We start from the raw sequence: 20,394 nt of genomic DNA, 5'->3' as shown, positions 1-20,394 counted from the left end.
TCAAATTAAGTCATCAAAAAAGTCAGTTGACCCTTGTCTAACTGACTCTGAGAATATAAAGTTATTAACTTAGTGCTAAGTAATCCTCTTCTGACACAGGCTCCAACCACTCTGTTTTGGTATTGTCCCCCGGAACTTCTAAGGCAATATGTGAAAACCAGGAATCACCTTTGGCACCGTGCCAATGTTTGACATTGGCTGGAATAACAATCACCTTTCCAGGCTCAAGACTGACTGCTGCTTTTCCTTCTTCTTGATACCATCCTTGGCCGGCAGTACAAATCAAGATTTGCCCACCGCCTTTGTCTGCTCGGTGAATATGCCAATGATTGCGACAAGCAGGCTCAAAGGTGACATTGGCCAGAAAGAGTGGCGACTGGTCATCAACAAGCGGATTGAGAAAAGACTTTCCATCAAAATACTGTGCAAAGGTCACATTTTCCTGCCCTTGTCCAAAGATGTTTTCTTCATCAAAGCTTACTTTATCTGACATATTTTATTTCTCCTCTTCTGTCCAAATGCCTTTTGCCAGACGAAAGACTGCCCAAGCCTTTGGCCAGCCCGCATAAAATGCGACGTGGGTGATAACAGCCACAATCTCTTCTTTTGTGACACCATTATTTTTAGCATTTTGAAGGTGATGCTCTAGTGAACTGTCTGTAATTCCCTGAGCCATCAAGGCCACAACTGTAATCATACTACGTGTCTTTAAATCAATAGCTGGGTTATTCCAGTTTTCTCCAAACAGAATATCATCATTAAAATGAGCAAATTCTGGCGCAAAGTCCCCTAGAATATCACGCCCAGCAGTCTGTTTAATAGTCATTTTTCTATTCCTTTCATATTTCTTCCTTATTGTTTAATCATGGATTTTGTAGGCTGCCATAAGACGTTTACCCAAGCCAGGTGTTTCGGGGTCATGACTACCTTTTCCTGTATCAAGTGTCCGTAGCACTGTCATTGCATTTTCTGTTAATTTAAAATCAAAAATATCAATATTTCCGGCAATGCGTACAGGGTTAGTCGATTTTGGCAAAACGACAAAACCTTCTTGATTTTCAAATCGTAGAATAATCTGACCTGCATTTTTTCCATACTTTTCAGCCAAGGCAAGAATCGTTGGGTTGGTCAAAAGGGTTGGATTTCCATGACCAAGTAGGAAATAAGCTTCCAGAACAACACCATCTTTTGCCATGACTTGACGGAGTTCTTTTTGCTGGAAGAAGGGATTAGCTTCCACCTGATTCACAGCTGGTTTGGTTTTAAATTGCGAGACAAATTCTGTGTAGTATTTTGGCGTCATATTGCTGACACCGATGGAGATTTGAGCAGGCCATTTTCCTTAGCTTCTTCAAGCGCTTGCCAGGCACCAAGGACATCCCCATAAGGTTGGTGCAAGAGGTACAAATCAATGTAGTCCAAACCTAGATAATCTAAAGAGGTTTGAATCGCTTTTTTGGCTGCCTCGTAGCCGTAGTCTTACAACCAAAGCTTACTGGTCACAAAAATTTCCTCGCGCGCAATGCCCACATCTGACTCATTCATGTATGCTGCTGCCGTGTCAATATGACGGTAGCCAGCCTTTAAAGCCTCAGCAACCGCCTGGTAGGACCATCATTTGGAACTTGAAAGACACCAAATCCAACAGTGGGATACTGTGGCCATCATTTAATGCAATTGTTTTCATCTTTAGTTTCCTCCATTTTTTCTCTGTTCAATCAAACGCAAGAACATGTCAACTGTTGAAGCATCTTGGTGATTGAAAAACAGACTTTCTTTTGTATCAAGTTCTGCAATGGCTGTCATATCTTCATCCGTTAAGTTAAAATCAAAAACATCAATATTCTCAGCCATACGCTCTGGTTTTACTGATTTTGTCAAGCAGACGATACCACGCTCCACCTGCCAACGAACCATAATTTGAGCTGTGGACTTACCATATTTTTCCGCAATCGCCACTAGTGTCGGATGAGAAAAGATACCATTTCTACCTTCTGCAAAAGTAGCCCATGACTCCATCTGAACATTGTTTTTGATCATATTCTCTTGTGCGAAAATCTGTTGATTAAACGGATGGATTTCAACTTGATTGACCTGTGGTGTGATTTCATTAAAAGCCACCAGATCACTCAGACGATCGGGATAGAAATTACTGACACCAATGGCACGCAGTTTCCCTTCTTTATACAAATCCTCCAAGGCACGATAAGAACCATAGTAATCTGAAAAGGGCTGATGAAGGAGCATCAAGTCTAGATAATCTAAGCCCATGACCTCCAATGAATGTAGAACAGCTTTTCTCGTTTTCTCATAACCGTAATGCTCTAGCCAAACTTTGCTAGTAATGAAAAATTCTTCCCTTGGCAAACCTGATTCTGCGATAGCTTCACTAACTTCTTTTTCATTGGCATAAGACTGAGCCGTATCAAAATGACGATAGCCAACCTTAATAGCATCAAGTACGGCCTGCTTGGTTTCACTGGCAGGAATTTGGAAAACACCAAAGCCAAGAATTGGCATCTTCACTCCATTGTTCAAACTAACGTGTTTCATAGGATTCATCTCACTTTCTAACCTTATTATAGTCCTATTTTGTTTAGCTGTACAATAGCAAAGAAAAATAGCAGTATTCATTTTTTAAATACTGCTATCTATACTAAACCTAATCCTCCTTCAATTGCCTTGGAATCACAAGAACTACCAGAGTCAAAAGAACGGAAAGAAGCATGGCTGGCGGAAAAATAGTAGCTGACAAGACAAGACCGACGACTTTCCCAACCGTATCAAATAATATCCATTTCTTCATGTCTTCAATTCGTTGTTTTAAGAGAAGATTGTTAGAATCATCTTGATAAAACAAACGATAAAGCCCTCTGTTTGAAACGGTAATGAATAAGACAACCAAGCCATAGACAACTTGTGCTAACGAATCGGTAAAATTAGTTGAAACAATAGCCGTCACATAGGGGAATAACGAGGAGGCAAAGAGAAGAATCATCACCCACCAGACAGTTTTACTGGATATTTTTTGAACATAGAGCCATTCATTATGAATGATGATCAGCATACTGCCTAACTAGAAAAATGAAATAGTGTAGGCAAAGAAATTATTTCGCAATGCCCAAAATCCCTCTACCGTTAGTGATTTTGGTCGTTCCAACTCCAAAACTAAAATTGTCATAATGATAGCCAATACAGCATCTACAAATGCGGATATTCTTTCTTTATTCATTTCTTTATCTTCTCCCCTTTCTATAAAAAAGTGAAGCAATAGAACCTATCACTTCACCGATCATAGATTACGCTACGTTTTCTTTCAACCAATCTTCAATATGAGCTGCAATCTCATCGCTGTTCTTATCTTGGAACATGAAGTGAGTATTTCCTTCAATACCTTCTTTAGGTAAGTCAACGACGCTTGCATTGCCACCTTCTTTCTCAATAGCGTCCGCAAAGTCATAGGCTGTTTGACGCATTGCTTGCCACATACCTGTTGCTTGAATGTCTGCATCACCATTATCAATGTAGTCACCATAATAGAAGGTTACCGGGATATTTTTCTCAACAATCGCTTTGAACTCATTGCTATCTGTACTTGGTGCTCCACCTGGTTCAATGGCTACAATAGCACCAATATTATCTGTATAACGAGCGGCTGTCCATCCTGCTGCTCCACCTTGTGAGTGAGTCACTACAATTGCTTTTTTACCTGTTCTTTCATAGACCTCGTCAATAGTTTCTGCCAAAGCACGAGAAACCACTTCATTATCATAATCTGCTCCCATGTCTGACTGCATACCTGTATCTGGGGTCATTTGGCGGAAGAATTGATTCAAAGATTCCTCATCATTTGGGAATTGTGAATTATCGTACACTTCAGATTGACCATTTTCCCAACGACCAATACGGAATTGGGTATACCAACGTTGATCAAGCGTTTTTGTGGAAATAGTTCCTGCAACGGATGTTTGTCCTGCTTCACCACGACGTGGTTGGTCAACGAGATAAACACTATGCCCTTCTTTTAAGAAATAATCTGACCAACCATCACGACCGTCTGGAGTTGTTTGCCAACCCATACGAGATTGACCATAGCCGTGTAGGAAAATCATTGGTGCCTCTGTTTCATCCTTTGGAACTTGATAGAGAACGTTGGCATGGTCAACGTGAGAAGTCTGACCGGCACCGGTTTCCTCCCATTGATTAGCTGGGTCAAAAGTTCCTTCAGAAGTTGTCACAGTCCCACCAGCTGAGAAAATTCCTTGATCCGCGATGCGAAGTACAGTACTATCAGTATTCGCTGAGCTTGTAGTCGAATTGCTGGTCGAATTTGCTGAGCAAGCAGCTAACAAAATGGTTGCAATCGCTGTTGTTGTAAACAATTTTATTTTTCTTGAGTTCATTTCTATACCTCTAAATCTTTTTTCTTGTCCTTTGGACATGATTTAGTATAAACGATAAAAACTCGTGGGTAAAATAGTGATTTTTGATAATAGTATTCAGAACGTGAATACGACATTAAATTTAGTTCTTCTCCATCAACTATATTTATTCTGTTCCTGAGAATGTTAAAAATATTTTCAAGCCTCCTCATCGCATTTTCATATTCATTGATTTTACTATTTAACTGATTTTGAATACCTTCAATCTCAGATTCTACCTGCTCAATCGTTAGCTCCTGCGATAAGTTTAGCTTTGAGCGCTCATACTTAGCTAGTCGCTTAGTGTCTTGATTCTCACTTTGTAAGTTTACAACGACTTCGGCCATCTTGTTTAGGGTAGCATTTTTTTCTTGTAAGTTTGTTAAATCAATGTCTAGCTGTGCAATTTCTTCAACCAGTTCATCTTTTAGGATTTATTTTGAGTGTGCAAGGTCATCAATAAATTGATTTCTTCTATTTTTTGTTGAAGACTAGACAGACTTGTTCGTCTCATATAAGGCAGAGACTTATTGTCAAATGTCAGTTGACGAATCAAGTCCCTTCCTTTCATAAATTGATTTTTTCTGAATGTTCCTTATGATAAATGAAATAAGAAGCTGTTTCTCGAATAAACAAGTGATACTGTTTCTTATTTTCCTTCTCTAAGATATTTAACTGATGATTTGGAATAAAGATTAGTCCTTCTTGTCCAATACCCATCCAAACTTTAACAAATAGACCATCTGGCACAATTTTTTCAATTTGCTCCTCCGTAATTTCAATTTCAAATTCATGCACGGCATTTCTCTTAGTTTTGTAGGTATCAAAAGCTTCGGGTATTTTTTCTGCCGTCAGTACACCCGTATGCTGCTTTTTCATATACTCATCAAATTCTAATTTGACTTCACTGATACGAAGTGTTGCATCTACATTATGCTCCTTGAAGAAATCATCAAAATAGCCAATGTCATAAAGATTTTTCTTACTTAATGGCTTATTTGGTATGGAAATGCAGCTTTTTCCATCAGAAAGAACAAAATCTATCGTTTTAATCTTGCTCTTCAATTCCATTCCCAGTAACCGAGCTTTCTCAACTAAATCATCAAATGAGTTGGATCTTGGCAACAAAAATTCTAAAATCTGTTCAATCTTTCTCTTAGCAAAGTAATGTTGAAAAAATTCTTTTGAATAGGGTTCTCTCTTATTCAGCTTATCCCCTTGGATGACTTGCTTCATATCTCTATCTGTCATGAAAAATCGACTATGTTTCCTAGAGAAATCAATTTTGACATTTAGTTGCTCAGCTTTTCGCATAAAATCATTTAGGTCAATTGAATGTTCCATGAGAAAAAATAACCGCTGCTTCAGTTCGTATTTATGATTAGAACGGCGATAGACCTCGTAATCCTTATGAGAATAGCGTTTAGGTGGAATGATTGTGGCACCAGCTACTTTAGAAATCCTATCCGAAATCATTTGTAATTTTCTTTCAAAAGCGTAGTCCCACTTCAACTTTTTTTGAGATTGGATATTAATTGAGTTGATAATAATGTGATTATGAAAATGGTCCTGATCAACATGAGTGGCAACAATGAATTTATAGTGACCACCTGTCAACTCTTTTACTGTTTCATAACCTATGCGATTGATTTCCTCTGGACTTAATTTATCCTCAGGTGAAAAAGACTGAATAATATGATGAGCATGTATTTTCTGTTGCTTTCTCTCTTGTCTATCAAATCGTGAATCATAGAGTTGATCATTTGAAAGGAAATTATCTTGATACATCTTTACCAGTTCCATATAGTCAGGAAAATCAAGATAATTACTCATCCCAAAATCTGAAATCACCGATAAATTCCTGGTCTTCTTCGGGTCAAGAATATACTTAATCAATTGGCGTCGGTATTTTTTTCCATGAACGGCATAGTGCTTAGTGATGACCATAAAATTCTCTTAATCGTTGACACTTTAGGTCAAAATCTTGTAATAGCCGTTTTTCCAATTCTGCTGTATACAGAGCAGCAATTCCTTTACTTGTTGAAGACTTAATAGATGGCTTTGATTTACCGCACGTGCAATCTGGTTTATATTATTTCCAATCCTACGAATTTCAAAAATCAGCTCTTGAAACCCTCTTGTATCGATTGTGATAAAATTCATACCAGGATCGAGTAAGGTTTTTCTGGCATAATAAGAAAAGTTTGGACATTGACTCTGAGCAAGATTTTTGTTGAGTATAGCTAGTTCTTGATCACTTAGATACACCTTTTTCAAATTGGTTCGATAACGATTTTCCATAATAGCTTACCTCATGTACTTGTCTTTGAATGAATGGCTTAATGGCATACTTATCTCAATTTCCCTCATCAAGTCTTTGACACAAGTCAAAATGATTTCAAGATGTTCCATAATAATTGATTGAGACAACTTTGCCAGAACAAGTATTTCATATACATCTCGATAAATCTGTTCTACTTTTTGGTGCTATAAATATTTTATCCATTCTTCAAGATACTGGGATGACTGGTGGTCTATTTCCAATAATTTACCTCTAGCAAAAGGGGAGAATTGCTCATATCCATCCTGTATCATCAAATTTTGTATTTCTTGATACTCTTTTACTGAAAAATTGACTTCCTTACGAATCTCTCTAACTAAGTTTTCCATCCAGCATTCTCCTAATTCTTTAATATCGGAATATCCCCGCACTTGTATTCGACACGGCACTACATAACACCTTCCTTTTAGGTCTTTGCGAGCTCAGATATTGTGTCCACAATATCCCAAAAATCATATCGCCAGCTGATTAAAACCTTCCAGTTTTGACAACTAACGATAAGATAACTTGGTGGCTTTGCCCCCAAACCCCCAGTAGAAAATCAACACTTGATTTTCTTAGGAATGATATTAGGATAATAGAGGTAATTTGGAAAAGGTATCACAACATGAAAATTAGGGTAAGAAAAAAGAGAGCTTAACGCTCTCAAATACCATCTTAATGAAACAATATTTCTTATATTTCCATTAACATATGTATAGTCTCATCAACTGCTAACCTTCATCATCCAATAATAAGATATTTTTTATATTTTTTAGTCCTACATTTGAAATTTCAGAATCTGAAAATATTTCAAATTTATATTTTATAAACATAGCACTACCATCATTATGTGTGGACATAATAATTTGATAGTCTGATAATGAATGTCTTATTAAATCAATTAAAGCATATACATTCATAGAATCCATATCTTGAATCGGATCATCAATTGATAAAAATTTGAATTCTTTTGAAATTTTAAATGTAGTATTTAGTGCCAAAGTGAAAGCAAACGAAATAACAGCTACTTGTCCAGAACTCAATTGATACATCACATCTTGCTCACTATTACTATTTGCTATAAACCTGATATTAGAATTATTTTGAGTAGTTAGTAGAACTCCCAATCCTTGTTGGTAATTTTGTAAAATTTTAGCAGTATACATATAAAAAGGAAGCTTTAACTTTTGAATCATCTGCTCTTGGTAGGATTTTATGTTATTATTTAATTCCCTTACACGCTGCTGAAGATAAGTAATCATTCGTTCGATTATTTGAAGACGTTTCTCAATTTGGTTAAACATCGTCAAACTTTGTAGTTCAAACTGGTTAATAATATATTCCCGTTTTTGACTGATTCTTTCTATAGTACAGTCCTCAAAAGTTTTTTCATTAGACGCAAAGTATTTATCAAATAGATTTTGTGAATCTAAACTTTTAGAATAATCAAATACTATTTGTGATCTAAGTTCCTCTAAGAATACTAATAACCTGTCTTTGTTCTCTTTAAATTTATGCAAGGAAATGGGTAAGAGTTCAAAAGAAATTTCAAATTCCCTTATTGATTCTCCAGATAAAATAGAATATTTTTCTAAAAGTTTTTCAAAATCTACTCTCTTATTTACAACTCTAAGGAAAGTACCATAGACTTCATTTGGAATCAATAGTTTTTCTTGCAATGAACTTATTAATTCTTTTTTCAAAATCTCAAACTTTTGTAGCGAAGCACTCTTATCAACTAACAAAGGCGTAATCTCTGAGTTCATGACAACTAAGTTGCTAAAAGACTCAGGAAAATCATAATTACTTATGGATCGTATCACCGCCAAAAAATCATCAGGAAGAACAAAGAGTTTCTCTTGCTCAATTTTAATCTGATTTTGCAACTCTATTTTTAATTTGTTTAATTCTTCAACCAAATTTGAAACTTCTATTTCAAAATTAGTCAAATTTTTACGTAGCTGATTCGTTGTTTCTTCGTAAGCAAGCAGTAAATTCTTGCTTTCAATCCAATCATAACCACAAAATACACATTCTGAATGCTTATTATCACTATGTTCTTTTAGACGATTTCTTATCTCGAGTAACTTGTTAATCGAATCTGTTCCATCATCCAACTGCTCCTTTTTAATCTTGTAATTTGTTAACTTGGAATCAAACGTTTCAAACCATACTTTGCCAAATTCCCAACCTACAAAGTCACTTAAAGAATTCTTAATTGACTCTATATTAAGTTTATCAATTTCGACATCAAGCAGACTCTCTAGAATTTTTCCACGTTTAAATATCCTACTATCATTTTCCAACGTTTCCAGTTGTTCAATATAGTTTTTAAGTAAAAAATAAGAGTAATTTTTTTCATTTGAAATTAAACTATGATTTTGTTTAATAGACTCTATATTTTCCTGATTTTCAAACATTTTTCTAACTATTAAGTAGCAAATAAAATCTTTATCTTCCAACACCTCTCGCTCAAATTGCTCACTTTGTTTTCTAAGAAAGTAATCCTTTGGAGAAAATGAATTCCGAAATCCTTGCAGTTTTTCAATTTCTGAAAGATACATAGTTAAACTTTCGTTTGACAGTTCACCATCAAATACAATTGATTCTTTATTAAAAGCAAAGTCATTATCTGCTCTAAGAGGTAACTTAGAATATGGAGTGTCGTTCTTAATTGGGGAAGTTTTTAACTTATCTTTTTTTGCTTTTAGTTCCTTTTCACTAGAGGATAAAACACTTTTTAAACGCTCTAATCGATTTTTTCTATTAACATAGTTTCCAATATTTAATAAAAAGTTCAATTGTTCCTTTCTATCTTTCTCCTTTTGCTTCAAATAATAAGCTGTTTCATCTTGTTGAATATAATGAAACAAATCAAAAGTATCAGCTAAGCTATAATCTTCTGATTCGTATCCTAAAAATTGACTAATGACCTTTTGTATATCTCTTTCACTCAAACCATCCAAGTCTTCAAGGGGGTCAGGTTCAAACCGAACTGTTCTTTTAAATTTTGAAAATGAAAACTTTGGTACATTACTTCCCTCAGCATTCATACTACTCTTATAAAGACTAGATACTATCAAAGAACTACCTTCATCATTTGTCAACGTTAACTCAATGAATGTATCTTCCTCAGGATTATTTTGAAAATAAGAAGTACTAAAACTACTTCTACCATCGCTATAATCGGACTCTTCAATTCGACGGATTTTCCCAGTTAATGATAACTCTATTGCATCAAAAATTGTAGTTTTTCCAAATCCATTTGGTCCAACAAACAAAGTTACATTCTCTTGAAAATCAATAATTCTAGTTTCCTTTATGTTTTTAAAGTTTTTTATTAAAATTTTTTTGATTTTCATTGTAATAATTCTCCTATTTGTAGTAAATCAGAAATAATTTTATCATCAGTAGAAATATCTTTTAGTGATTTTGATAATTTCTCGTCAGTGACATTAGAATAAAACTCCAATAATCTATTATCTAATTTATCCTTATCGTTCTGATACTGATTTTCTATACTTTTATAAATATCATTTCTTTTAGGAAGTGTGAAAAATGGTAGTTTTACTCCTATTTCCATCGCTATAAAGTACGACTCACTAAAAAACATATCCTCTTCAAAAGCATCAATATTAGATTCCAAGTAATTATAGAGTACTTCATTAGTAGTTTTGTCTCGTAAATCCGATAACCCATTTTGAGTGTATAATAAAACGAACTTTCTAAAATAGTAATAGTCCTCTTCTATCAATAATATTGATCTTTGGATTTTTTCATCTTCAAATGCTTCTTTTAAATTATCAACTTCTACCAAAATAAACAGAGAGGTATTTTTCTTAATATTCTCGTGTTCTGATTTCACAGACAGTCTTTCAAACTCTTTTATTACTTGTGAAGTCTTATCATCATCAAAAAAATTATGTAGCTCATCAAGACTATATTGGCTAACAATAAAATACTCTGAGTATTGCGAGTTCGTATAGAAATCAAAATCTGTATCCAACTGATTAAAATGGTTATTTTGTAAAAATTTTATAATGATATCTCTCATATTACTCCTCCTTCGGTACCCTCAAATTCTTTTCTTTTGCTTTCTTAATGCTAATAAATTCCATATTTGGTTTAAAAATGTTATGTTGTACCCCAGTATTCCATTCTTCACGATATCTATTACCTGGCACGCCATCAAATTCATCAATTCTATTCCCAATATGCAACTCGTCTATATCTCTATTAATAAGGAAATTATGATTAAAAGTAGCTTTTAAAAATTCTGAGTTGCCAATTATTTCTTGAATAATTTTTGCAATTCTCCCAGGTCTATCCTGTGTACTAATCAAAGAAGTTCTATAACTCTTCTCATTATCATCTAAATAACTGTATGCTTTAAACGAAAATCCCTTAATCTTCTCCAGTAATACATAAAATATATCCTCCATTGGGGCATTACGAAACAATTCTAAAAAATTTTCATCTGAATTTTCGTGTGGTAACATCATTCTCACAAATTCATAAAACTCATCTTTAGTCAGAGACAGTAATTGATTATTTATTTCATCCATAAGTTTAATATCTTCCTCTTCAATGTCACTTACATAATCACGACGATATTTTTCCCACCTATAGGTCAAATTATTTTTCATTTCATATACTTCATCTTTAGGAGTTTCCTTTTCAATAATGGAAAGTATTTCTCCAAAGGATATTTCTGGAAAACCAGATTCACTGTGTGCTTGTCCAATGCTATGATCCAATAATGAACCTACATATTTCAGGTATACTTGATTAAAATGCGAAGGATTATCTTTTAAAAGGTTACTCCTCAGTCCTAAAATCCCTTCTATTTCAGCTATACAATAATCTCTAATTGTATCATTATTATCATCCTGGGAAAGTGGACAATAAAACAGATTTTCAACCCGATTATACTCATAAAGGTTGATACAAGAAACATTATCTGTGTATTTTGTTCTCCCAGAATATTTTTTCAAATAATCGCCCTTTAATAGATTAAAATCCGGCACATCTACAATCACATGTAAAAATCTGCTATCAGAAGGCACCATCACTCGCACTACATTTCCTTTGCCATCAAATTCATGAATCTGAAATCCCTTTTGATCTATTTTTTCCTTTCCATCTTCAAACTTCCTTGTTTGTATATTAAAAAGGTCCGAGTAATCCTCTCTCTCATTACCATTGACATAGGCTTTTACTTGATGCCTCGATAATACTTGATCATCATCGGCAACAATATCAAAGTCCTCATCATTCTCATATCTTATAGCATAATCCTCAAGATTTTCTATATTATTTTCAATGCACTCTCGTAATTGTCTTAGTGCTACTAAAAATCCAACTTTTCCTTGATGAATATAGCCACTCCAACTTGGTGTTGCATTCCTATTTTGGTCAACGTTTGAACTCACCAACTTAATACCCCCTATTATTTTACTCCTTACTAATCTCCCTCAACAGTTCCTGTCCGACCTTCATCATCTCTTCCTCTACCTTGCTCCATTTCCCGAAGAGGCATTCTTGTAGCACCTCTGCCGCGGAGCCTTCATCAGTTTCAGAATCATAGCTACAAGTTCTATCTCTTTGATAAATCTGAATCTGGTCAAAGAGTTTATCGCTTTTGAGCTCCTTTAGGTTATGAACCAAGTTCTCTACAATCCCATCATGGTGCTCTTTTGGAGTTGCTCTGGCCTGAGTCGGATCTATGACATAAAGCTCTTCGTAACGAATCAAGGTGCTGAGATAGGACAATCCTGGTTTGGTACCAATCACAGCTAAGGAAACTTGGTAGCCTTTTGATGCTAATAATTGAGCAGTTTTTCTTGGAACTTGAGTAGTTCGCAAAGTTCCCTCAATCAACAAATGATAACCTTGTGTGCTGAGTTCGTCAACCAGATGCTCTACCATTTTTCCTGCAAATCCCTTGGTATAGTCCACGCTATCTTTACCATACTTTTCTTGCAAGGCTAAGTAATTGGGATGCTGAGAACGATAGCTATCATCATCGATGATAATGATATTGCCTTGAAATTCTTTTTGCTTGATCCGATGAATAGTCGTCTTACCTGCCCCGCTTTGTCCTCCAAGCAAGATAGCTTTCGGTCGATCTGGAATCGTCTTTCCTCGGGTTAAAGTCCGAATGGTTCGCTGTAAAGCCTTCTGAAACTCAGCTTCACTAAATTCTTCCAATCTCATTAAGCCACTACCCGATGATGCACCATCTCTAACATCCGCTCAATACCGTCTAAATAACCATTGTAACGCTCAATCTCATCGAAAGTATCGACAAGGTAAATTTTCGTATTGATCAATTCAGCCAAATCGTCACTCATGAGAATCCAAGGATTTATTTCATCATCAAAAGCAATTTCTTGACTATCCTGATATCTAAAAAGCTGTGATAAAATGGCTGCTCCACGTTCTTTTATCACTTCTATTTTTAAAGTCAGTTGGTAATCTTCAACAGGTGTTAACATCTTTTCTTCTCCTACAATATCAACATAAGAAACATTGAATTTCTGACAAATGCGGTCGATGAGTTCTGTTGAAACTTTACTAGTTCCATTTTCATAACGACTTAAGCTATTACGTGAAATACCAACCATTTTCGCAAATTCTGGTTGTGTTAAATCGTGCGTTCGACGTAGTGATTTGATATTGTCTCCAATCATAGATAAAGACCTCCTCATATTTGCTTTCATTATACCATAAAAAACGGATAACGCACCAAATATGGTGCGTTATCCGTTTTTAGGTTTCTTCGATTGCATAAACTGTTCTATTCGCTTCTCCAACTGCTCAGAATTCAGTTTGTTTTTCGCTTCCTGGATCGACTTATCAAGGTTTTGTTCTTCAGTGGTTATGATGTTCCGAGATATTTCTACTCTCTCACCAGACTTGAAATTTGAATCAAAGACCACATCTAAAAGTTGCTCTACTTTGGTTAGTTCAATATCCGACATCTCCGACAGTCTATGAATCAGTCGTTTAAATTGATCCTGGTTCTGTTTTTTCTTTTGAAAAAATTTCATTATCCTCTCCTTCAATTGTAAGTCAGGTAGCCTGCATAGGACTACCTGACTTACAAATCATCAATGGCTACTGAAATAACCTGCAACTTTTTATTTTGGATTTTCTTTTCATCAATCAATTGATGAAGTTCTTCAATTTGCTTCTGACAGGCGGAAATATCCTTGTTGTTTTGTGCAATGGTATCTGCCAAGTGCTGTTTGTAGTCACTTGTGATATTTACTTTCTTCGGCTGACTTTGCTTAAGTTTTAATTCGGGTGTAATGTGGTTTCTTTACCAAAGGCTTGCTCTAGTGCTTCATGAAATGACAACTGACTAGATTGTTGCCGTTTGATAAAGGTGCTATACATTACAGTTTGTAGTTGGTCACGATAGTGTTCCAATTTCTCCGTCTCACGTGAGACCTTTTCTTCTTGTCTAGCTACTTTTTCAGCCAGACATTCAATCACACTCATAGGGGGGCCTCCTTGTCACTTTCTAGATTATGATAGCGGACTTGATTTTGTGATCACAATCAGTTCAGGGAAAAGAAAATGTTGCTTTTGCACTACAAATATTGTAAAATCGTAGTGTAAAAGCAACATTGAAAGGAGTAAGCATGTCAAAAAAAGAGATTCTACTTGAATTTATAGAAAAACACAATGGCTTTATCACCTATAAAGATTGTAAAGCACTAAATATTCCAACAATATATTTGACAAGACTAGAAAAAGAAGGGATTCTATACCGCGTCGAAAAAGGAATTTTCCTAACCCAGAATGGAGACTACGACGAATACTACTTCTTTCAGTACCGATATCCCAAGGCTGTTTTCTCTTATATTTCGGCACTGTATCTACAACAGTTTACGGATGAAATTCCTCAATATTTTGACGTAACCATTCCTAGAGGCTACCGTTTTAATACTCCTCCAGCAAATCTGAACATTCATTCCGTTTCTAAGGAGTATAGCGAACTAGGAATTACACTTGTAAAAACCCCTATGGGAAACGAGGTAAGAGTGTATAATTCAGAACGTATTATCTGTGATTTTGTGATTCATCGAGAAAAAATAGATACTGAGTTTTTTGTCAAAACACTTCAACATTACGGAAACTATCCTAAAAAAAATCTTACCAAACTCTATGAATATGCGACAAAAATGAACACCTTGAACAAGGTCAAACAAACTCTGGAGGTCCTAGTGTGAATAAAGCTAAGCTAACAGCACTCTGTCATAAACTATCAAAGAATACTGGATTAACCTTTAATTCCGTGATGACCTATTACTTTCTTGAAGTGATTTTGAAAAAATTAAGTCAGAGTACCTATTCAAATCACTATATCTTCAAAGGAGGATTCCTACTATCAAATGTTATTGGAGTTGAATCTCGTAGCACGGTTGATATTGATTTTTTGTTCCATCAAATAACACTTTCAGAAAATACTGTGAAGCAGCAACTCAAGGAAATTTTAGCAGATTCCGAAGAAGGTATTTCTTTTGTGATTCAATCAATCACAGCTATTAAAGAAAGTGATGACTATGGTGGCTATCGTGCAACCATTTTGTGCCAACTTGAGAATATTAAACAAGTTATCCATTTGGATATTGCGACAGGTGATGTTGTAACTCCTCAGCCGATTACATACGACTATAAAGCTATTTTTGATGAAGACAATTTTCCAATCATTGCTTATACAATTGAAACTATTCTAGCTGAGAAACTCAAACCATCTATTCACGCAACTTCTTGAACAGTAGAAGCAAAGATTTTTACGATGTTTATATTCTTTCAAAACTGAAGAAAGAAGACATTGACTTCATTCAGTTGAAAAATGCCTGTCAGAGAACATTTTCATATCGCGAAACAGAACTCGAGTTTGCAATGATTATTGAACTACTCGAGAGGTTCAGATCTGACCCTATTCAGAATAAACAATGGCAAAATTATTCAAAAAAATATAGTTATACAAAAGGAATTTCACTTGCAGATGTTCTTGATGAGATGATTCGTCTCATAACAGTTCTCCTTTCTATAAATTCTGATTAATCGTGACAAAAAAATAAAAAAGATATGCTAACATTTATTCATTTTGTTAGCATATCCTTTTTTATTTCGTCGTATATGCAAAACTCAAGCTACTATCCACTCCAGATAATTTACGGAAGGTATAGTTTGGATTGCCATTGTAATTGGTTTCTGAGATAAGAAATGAACCGTCTAGGTAAACTTTCTCCACAAAAGCCACACGACCGTATTCTGCTGGTGTACCATATCCTCCTCCCGCAAAGGAAAGAATAGATCCTACTTGTGGACTTGTTCCTATCTCCCCACCAAGACTTGCGTCTGTACGCACCCAATCTTGGCCATTGCCCATAGTACTGATAATTGAAATCTTCTCACCATTTTTACCTTTGAGCTTTAGACCCAGTTGGTTGATACGGGCTGCGACTCTCCAAGTACATTGGCCGTAAGCGTAACCTATCCCGTCACCACCTCCTGGAATAGAGTTTTCAAAAAAGTCTCCTCGTACAGTTTCTAAAGATTCTGGATCGCTTTGTGCAATCCCACCGTTGGGTTGACTAAAGCCTTTTTCAATTTGGTAATACCACTCACTTGCCCGTGTTTGACATTCAAGTAGTTTATCACCACTATTTCCTTCCCAGTAAATGAGAAAGAGTTGGGCAAGACTAGCTGGACTTCCTGAATTTTTAAAGAAGTCCTTTAACCAGTTGGTGCAATAAGGACTATCCCCATGCAACATGAAATCCAGTTGTAAGCCCAAATTATACCACTTTTGATGTTTTCTTTTGGCATATTCGAGCAATAAAGTATGTCTGCGTGACCCATCCGCGGTATCTGTCCATTGGCCTAAACCACGTTTGAGAATATTTGGGTAACGTCCATTGTATATCGTTGGGCCATTGAGTGAGAGCCAGCCCTCATCATTCCACAAACTATCTGTCGCACCAACTGGTGGAGATAAATAGTCGCCTTCAGCACGTTTTGGATTAATGGAAGATTCTACCGACCAATTTCCTAAAATAGCTGCGATAGCTTGATTGGTCGCACCATTACTTTTGAGATAGTCATAAATCGCCTTGGCTCTCTCGAACTCATCGCCGCCAAACTGACCGATAGTTAGAAGAATGGTGGTCTGAACCTGAATCACTTTTGGAAAGTAGAAAGCTGGATTGACATAGACTAGCTTATCCGTGTCATCATCAACCTTTTGATAGGTGACCTTCAGACCTGTTCCGTCCTTGGTCTGACCAATAATATCTCCTGCCAAGACTTGTTGATTTTCACTCAAACGACCTGTATGAATTCCGATACCAGATGTCAGAATAACGGTCTCTTCATCAAGTGATACCTTGCCATCCATAGGAGACACAATGACTTGGTCTTCTTTTGCTTCTAGGATGATATGGTGATGAAGCGTTGGTTTCTCATCAATAACCTCATAACCAAATCGGTAGGTCATGTTTAAGCTTCCTTCGGTCAATTCCTTTAGTTCTTCCTGGTCCTCCTCAGACAGCTTGTAAGCAGGTTCTTTATACAAGTCAGACATGGATTTAATAGAATCACCACCATTTTAGTCCGTCCACACTTGACTGAGAAATCCTTTGTAGGTCGTACCACCCGTTTCCATGAAATCATCTAATTTGTAGTCTTGGTATTGATGATTCATATAGACCATGACCTCATCAATTTTGGTGTAGTAGGCAATCCCTTTTTCGTTGGTTCTCGTATGTTCCGCATCTTCCCACGTCATGTGGGTATAGGCCTTGGTCAATTCCATCTCATCTTGTTGAATGACACTGCTTCCTGAAACACTCATGGAAAAGCTCATCATCAAAAGGAGTATCAAGAGAATGCCTGAGACAATCCAAGTCAAAGGATTTCCCGCAAGGACAGAAAAGAAAGTCAGACTTCCCTTAATGGCTTGGGCAATCCCCTTAATTCCTACTAGACTGTGCTTTCTGGCATGCTTTAAAAAGGTTTGGTAGCGTCTTCTTGATTTAAGCGGTTTCTGGCATGTGAATCCTTTTCCCTTTTTGAAATTCTGGAATCGTTCCTTTCCATGAGCCACTTTCGTCTTTGTAAACCGCACACCAGTCTGTCCACCTTTCACCGCCACTTTACCTGCTTGATAGGTAAACTTGCCATAGCGTCTGGCTTTCAGGCTAGTATCCTTTAGGATTCTAAGTCCATCTAAATCATCATCCTGTGTTTTTTAACACTAGCCCCGTCTGTATGTAAGACTGGGGTGGTTTCATGCTCTAATTCCCCCAACAAAACGCAAAAAAGGGGTAGACAATCTAATGTCTACCCCTGAAAATTTATTAAAACAAAAATCCTGCCAAAGATTTTTTGGCAGGATTTTTAGCAAGAAACCAAATCAATTTATCAGTTTCTATCAATCGCTTATCACTCTCAAAGACTGGTAAATAGGGATTCCGCAATCTAATTATGATGTGACTCTTATTTAAGAGTAACTGAAGCTCCAGCTTCTTCAAGTTTAGCTTTGATTTCTTCAGCTTCAGCTGCAGCAACACCTTCTTTAAGGATAGATGGTGCACCGTCAACAAGCGCTTTAGCTTCTTTAAGACCTTCGCCTGTGATTTCACGAACAACTTTGATAACGCCAACTTTTTTGTCGCCAGCAGATGTCAATTCAACGTCGAATGAATCTTTAGCAGCAGCGTCATCAGCACCACCTGCAGCAGCAACTGCAACAGGAGCAGCTGCTGTTACACCAAATTCTTCTTCGATAGCTTTTACAAGATCGTTAAGCTCAAGGATTGAAGCTTCTTTAATTTCAGCAATAATGTTTTCAATGTTCAATGCCATTGTTATTTCCTCCAAATATGTTTTATATAAATAATGTTTGGCCTCCTACTAGGCCACTAAACTGCTTAAGACTAAGCAGCGTCTTCTTTGCTTTCTGCAACTGCTTTGACCGCGTACGCAACGTTGCGAACTGGTGCTTGAAGTACAGATAGAAGCATTGAAAGAAGTCCTTCGCGGTTTGGCAATGTTGCAAGAGCGACGATTTCTTCTTTAGAAGAAACAGCACCTTCAATTGCACCACCTTTGATTTCAAGGGCTTCAGCAGATTTTGAGAAATCGTTAAGGATTTTCGCTGGTGCAATAACATCTTCATTTGAGAATGCTACGGCTGTTGGTCCAACAAAGACATCTTCCATACCTTCAAGACCAGCTTTTTCAGCGGCACGACGTAGGATTGAGTTTTTAATAACTTTGTACTCAACACCACTCTCACGAAGATTGCGACGAAGAACTGTATCTTGTTCAACAGTCAATCCACGTGCGTCAACCACAACGATAGATGCTGCTGCTTTCATTTTCTCAGCAACAACTTCAACCAATTCTGCTTTTTTAGCAATGTTTGCTTGACTCATTAGTTTTACCTCCGTTATTATTTTGGTTAGGCAAGAAAAAACGTGCCTAAACCCAGACACGAAAGTACAATACGCTTAAAATAATCACGTTTTGTGCCTCGGTAGGATTTACGAGCTCGGCTCACCTACTGTCTTAGGTCAGTTTTATTTCAAAACCTCTAATATCATAGCACGCTTTAGAACTCTTGTCAAGACTTTTTGTTTACTTTTTTAATTTTTTTCAACTAGCTTAACCTAATCGTCAACCAAGTTAACCAACTCTTTCAGATCATCAATGCTGGTTCGGCAACAACCACCAATAATCTTAGCCCCTTGCTTAATCCAAACCTGACTGTAATCAGCTAGGCTATGCTGACTATCTGGATTAGAATACCAAGACTGGCTGGCCCCGTCGTAAATTTCACCGGAATTAGGATAGGTGACAAGTGGTTTATCCGTCTGCTGACTAATCTTGTTTAGAAAACTACCAACCTTATCTGGTTGCGAACAATTAATCCCTAAGGCTAAAATCTGCGGACTCTGAGCTAGCAAGCTCAGACTTTGCTCAGAGTCAGATCCATCAGATAAATGATAACCATCCTGTGTCGTCAGAGATAAAAAACACTCCACATGAGCAAAATCACTGGCCAAGAGCTCAACTAAGGCCTGAATTTCAAGGGCATTAGGAATGGTTTCAATCGCTAGAAAATCCACTCCCTCCTCCAAAAGCCACGCTATCCTAGGGCGATGAAAGTCCTTTAAGGCAGCCAAGGAAATCCCTTGATAATTCCCCGTATATTCAGAGCCATCAGCCAAATAGGCAGCATAAGGACCCACATCTCCAGCAATCAAAGGATAGAGACGCTGACGTTTTTCCTGCTCACTCAACTCTTCCCAAATCTGATCACGAGCTTCTTTGGCTAATTTGACCGTTGATTTGATCAAACCTTCTGCTTCTCCAGCATCAAAACCTGCCGCCAATAGACCTGGCAAGGTGGCTTGATAGCTAGCTGTTGTCACAATGTCTGCACCAACTCTAAGGTAATCCTCATGAATAGTTTTAATGGCCTGCGGGTCATCAACCAGATATTTTGCTGACCAAAGCTTGCCTGACACATCATAACCACGAGTTTCCAATTCCGTTCCAAGCGCCCCATGGAGCACGGCTACCTTTTCTCTCTCTAATAATTCTTGTAAACGTCCCATAACAGTT

The 20,394-nt window shown here is 36.6% G+C and carries 17 protein-coding genes, 7 pseudogenes and 1 other annotated feature; of the genes and pseudogenes, 2 read left to right on the top strand and 22 right to left on the bottom strand.

What is annotated here, in order from left to right:
- Nucleotides 1–64: 64 nt before the first annotated feature.
- From FRX57_RS00760 to FRX57_RS00680, 18 genes and pseudogenes are all read right to left on the bottom strand, one after another.
- A complete protein-coding gene (locus FRX57_RS00760; RefSeq protein WP_146565689.1) occupies nucleotides 65–493 on the bottom strand; it encodes a cupin domain-containing protein in 429 nt (142 codons plus the stop codon).
- A gap of 3 nt (nucleotides 494–496) precedes the next feature.
- Nucleotides 497–826, bottom strand: coding sequence for a carboxymuconolactone decarboxylase family protein (locus tag FRX57_RS00755; protein WP_002269968.1), 330 nt, complete (start codon nucleotides 824–826; stop codon nucleotides 497–499).
- Between the two features lie 33 nt (nucleotides 827–859).
- Nucleotides 860–1,687 (bottom strand): annotated as a pseudogene (locus FRX57_RS00750) (aldo/keto reductase).
- A gap of 2 nt (nucleotides 1,688–1,689) precedes the next feature.
- Entirely contained in the window at nucleotides 1,690–2,553 is an 864-nt protein-coding gene (locus FRX57_RS00745; protein WP_186600800.1) for an aldo/keto reductase, read from the bottom strand.
- Between the two features lie 109 nt (nucleotides 2,554–2,662).
- Nucleotides 2,663–3,067 (bottom strand): hypothetical protein, encoded by a 405-nt coding sequence (locus FRX57_RS00740; RefSeq protein ID WP_246100866.1) that lies wholly within the window; start codon nucleotides 3,065–3,067, stop codon nucleotides 2,663–2,665.
- Nucleotides 3,068–3,076: 9 nt separating this feature from the next.
- Nucleotides 3,077–3,232: a TMEM175 family protein gene (locus FRX57_RS07690; protein ID WP_246100864.1), complete on the bottom strand. Its 156-nt coding sequence runs from the start codon at nucleotides 3,230–3,232 to the stop codon at nucleotides 3,077–3,079.
- 67 nt (nucleotides 3,233–3,299) lie between these two features.
- A complete protein-coding gene (locus tag FRX57_RS07685) occupies nucleotides 3,300–4,403 on the bottom strand; it encodes an alpha/beta hydrolase (RefSeq protein WP_146565686.1) in 1,104 nt (367 codons plus the stop codon).
- Between the two features lie 158 nt (nucleotides 4,404–4,561).
- Nucleotides 4,562–6,368 (bottom strand): annotated as a pseudogene (locus tag FRX57_RS00730) (SAG1250 family conjugative relaxase); the annotation flags it as partial.
- A pseudogene (locus FRX57_RS00725) lies at nucleotides 6,355–6,722 on the bottom strand (MobC family plasmid mobilization relaxosome protein). The pseudogenes FRX57_RS00725 and FRX57_RS00730, both read right to left, overlap by 14 nt.
- Before the next feature lie 6 nt (nucleotides 6,723–6,728).
- Nucleotides 6,729–7,091, bottom strand: a pseudogene (locus tag FRX57_RS00720) (SAG1252 family conjugative relaxosome accessory protein).
- A 384-nt stretch (nucleotides 7,092–7,475) separates the two neighbouring features.
- Complete coding sequence (locus FRX57_RS00715; RefSeq protein WP_146565684.1) at nucleotides 7,476–10,106, bottom strand: AAA family ATPase; 2,631 nt, start codon at nucleotides 10,104–10,106, stop codon at nucleotides 7,476–7,478.
- Nucleotides 10,103–10,798, bottom strand: coding sequence for an ABC-three component system middle component 1 (locus FRX57_RS00710; protein ID WP_146565681.1), 696 nt, complete (start codon nucleotides 10,796–10,798; stop codon nucleotides 10,103–10,105). Before FRX57_RS00710 ends, FRX57_RS00715 begins: the two co-directional genes overlap by 4 nt.
- Nucleotide 10,799: 1 nt before the next feature.
- Entirely contained in the window at nucleotides 10,800–12,176 is a 1,377-nt protein-coding gene (locus FRX57_RS00705; protein ID WP_246100862.1) for an ABC-three component system protein, read from the bottom strand.
- A gap of 22 nt (nucleotides 12,177–12,198) precedes the next feature.
- Nucleotides 12,199–12,960, bottom strand: a complete 762-nt coding sequence (gene pezT / locus FRX57_RS00700; protein ID WP_146565676.1) for a type II toxin-antitoxin system toxin PezT — start codon at nucleotides 12,958–12,960, stop codon at nucleotides 12,199–12,201.
- Nucleotides 12,960–13,436: a type II toxin-antitoxin system antitoxin PezA gene (pezA, locus tag FRX57_RS00695; protein ID WP_146565673.1), complete on the bottom strand. Its 477-nt coding sequence runs from the start codon at nucleotides 13,434–13,436 to the stop codon at nucleotides 12,960–12,962. The genes pezT and pezA overlap by 1 nt, the downstream gene beginning before the upstream one ends.
- A 69-nt stretch (nucleotides 13,437–13,505) precedes the next feature.
- Nucleotides 13,506–13,796, bottom strand: coding sequence for a hypothetical protein (locus FRX57_RS00690; RefSeq protein ID WP_146565671.1), 291 nt, complete (start codon nucleotides 13,794–13,796; stop codon nucleotides 13,506–13,508).
- 50 nt (nucleotides 13,797–13,846) lie between these two features.
- Nucleotides 13,847–14,041 (bottom strand): annotated as a pseudogene (locus tag FRX57_RS00685) (DUF5945 family protein); the annotation flags it as partial.
- A 2-nt stretch (nucleotides 14,042–14,043) separates the two neighbouring features.
- Nucleotides 14,044–14,250 carry a DUF5965 family protein gene (locus FRX57_RS00680; RefSeq protein ID WP_146565669.1) on the bottom strand — a complete coding sequence of 69 codons (207 nt, stop codon included), beginning with the start codon at nucleotides 14,248–14,250 and terminating at the stop codon, nucleotides 14,044–14,046.
- A gap of 143 nt (nucleotides 14,251–14,393) precedes the next feature.
- Here FRX57_RS00680 and FRX57_RS00675 point away from each other — a divergent pair, with 143 nt between their 5' ends.
- Both FRX57_RS00675 and FRX57_RS00670 read left to right on the top strand, forming a co-directional pair.
- Nucleotides 14,394–14,984, top strand: coding sequence for a type IV toxin-antitoxin system AbiEi family antitoxin domain-containing protein (locus FRX57_RS00675; RefSeq protein ID WP_146565667.1), 591 nt, complete (start codon nucleotides 14,394–14,396; stop codon nucleotides 14,982–14,984).
- Nucleotides 14,981–15,825: pseudogene (locus FRX57_RS00670) on the top strand (nucleotidyl transferase AbiEii/AbiGii toxin family protein). Before FRX57_RS00675 ends, FRX57_RS00670 begins: the two are co-directional and overlap by 4 nt.
- Nucleotides 15,826–15,886: 61 nt before the next feature.
- Here the strand turns inward: FRX57_RS00670 and FRX57_RS00665 are convergent.
- The 4 genes and pseudogenes from FRX57_RS00665 to mmuM all read right to left on the bottom strand — a co-directional run.
- A pseudogene (locus FRX57_RS00665) lies at nucleotides 15,887–18,007 on the bottom strand (phage tail tip lysozyme); the annotation flags it as partial.
- A 254-nt stretch (nucleotides 18,008–18,261) separates the two neighbouring features.
- A complete protein-coding gene (gene rplL / locus FRX57_RS00660; protein ID WP_146565665.1) occupies nucleotides 18,262–18,630 on the bottom strand; it encodes a 50S ribosomal protein L7/L12 in 369 nt (122 codons plus the stop codon).
- Between the two features lie 71 nt (nucleotides 18,631–18,701).
- Nucleotides 18,702–19,202, bottom strand: a complete 501-nt coding sequence (rplJ, locus tag FRX57_RS00655; protein WP_146565662.1) for a 50S ribosomal protein L10 — start codon at nucleotides 19,200–19,202, stop codon at nucleotides 18,702–18,704.
- Nucleotides 19,203–19,227: 25 nt separating this feature from the next.
- Nucleotides 19,228–19,358, bottom strand: a sequence feature (ribosomal protein L10 leader region).
- A gap of 78 nt (nucleotides 19,359–19,436) precedes the next feature.
- Complete coding sequence (gene mmuM, locus FRX57_RS00650) at nucleotides 19,437–20,387, bottom strand: homocysteine S-methyltransferase (protein WP_146565660.1); 951 nt, start codon at nucleotides 20,385–20,387, stop codon at nucleotides 19,437–19,439.
- Nucleotides 20,388–20,394 lie beyond the last annotated feature (7 nt).

It is taken from the genome of Streptococcus cuniculipharyngis (assembly GCF_007859195.1).
Lineage (GTDB): Bacteria > Bacillota > Bacilli > Lactobacillales > Streptococcaceae > Streptococcus > Streptococcus cuniculipharyngis.
The sequence above is the reverse complement of the archived record's forward strand: the minus strand, read 5'-3'. Positions and strand labels throughout refer to the sequence as shown.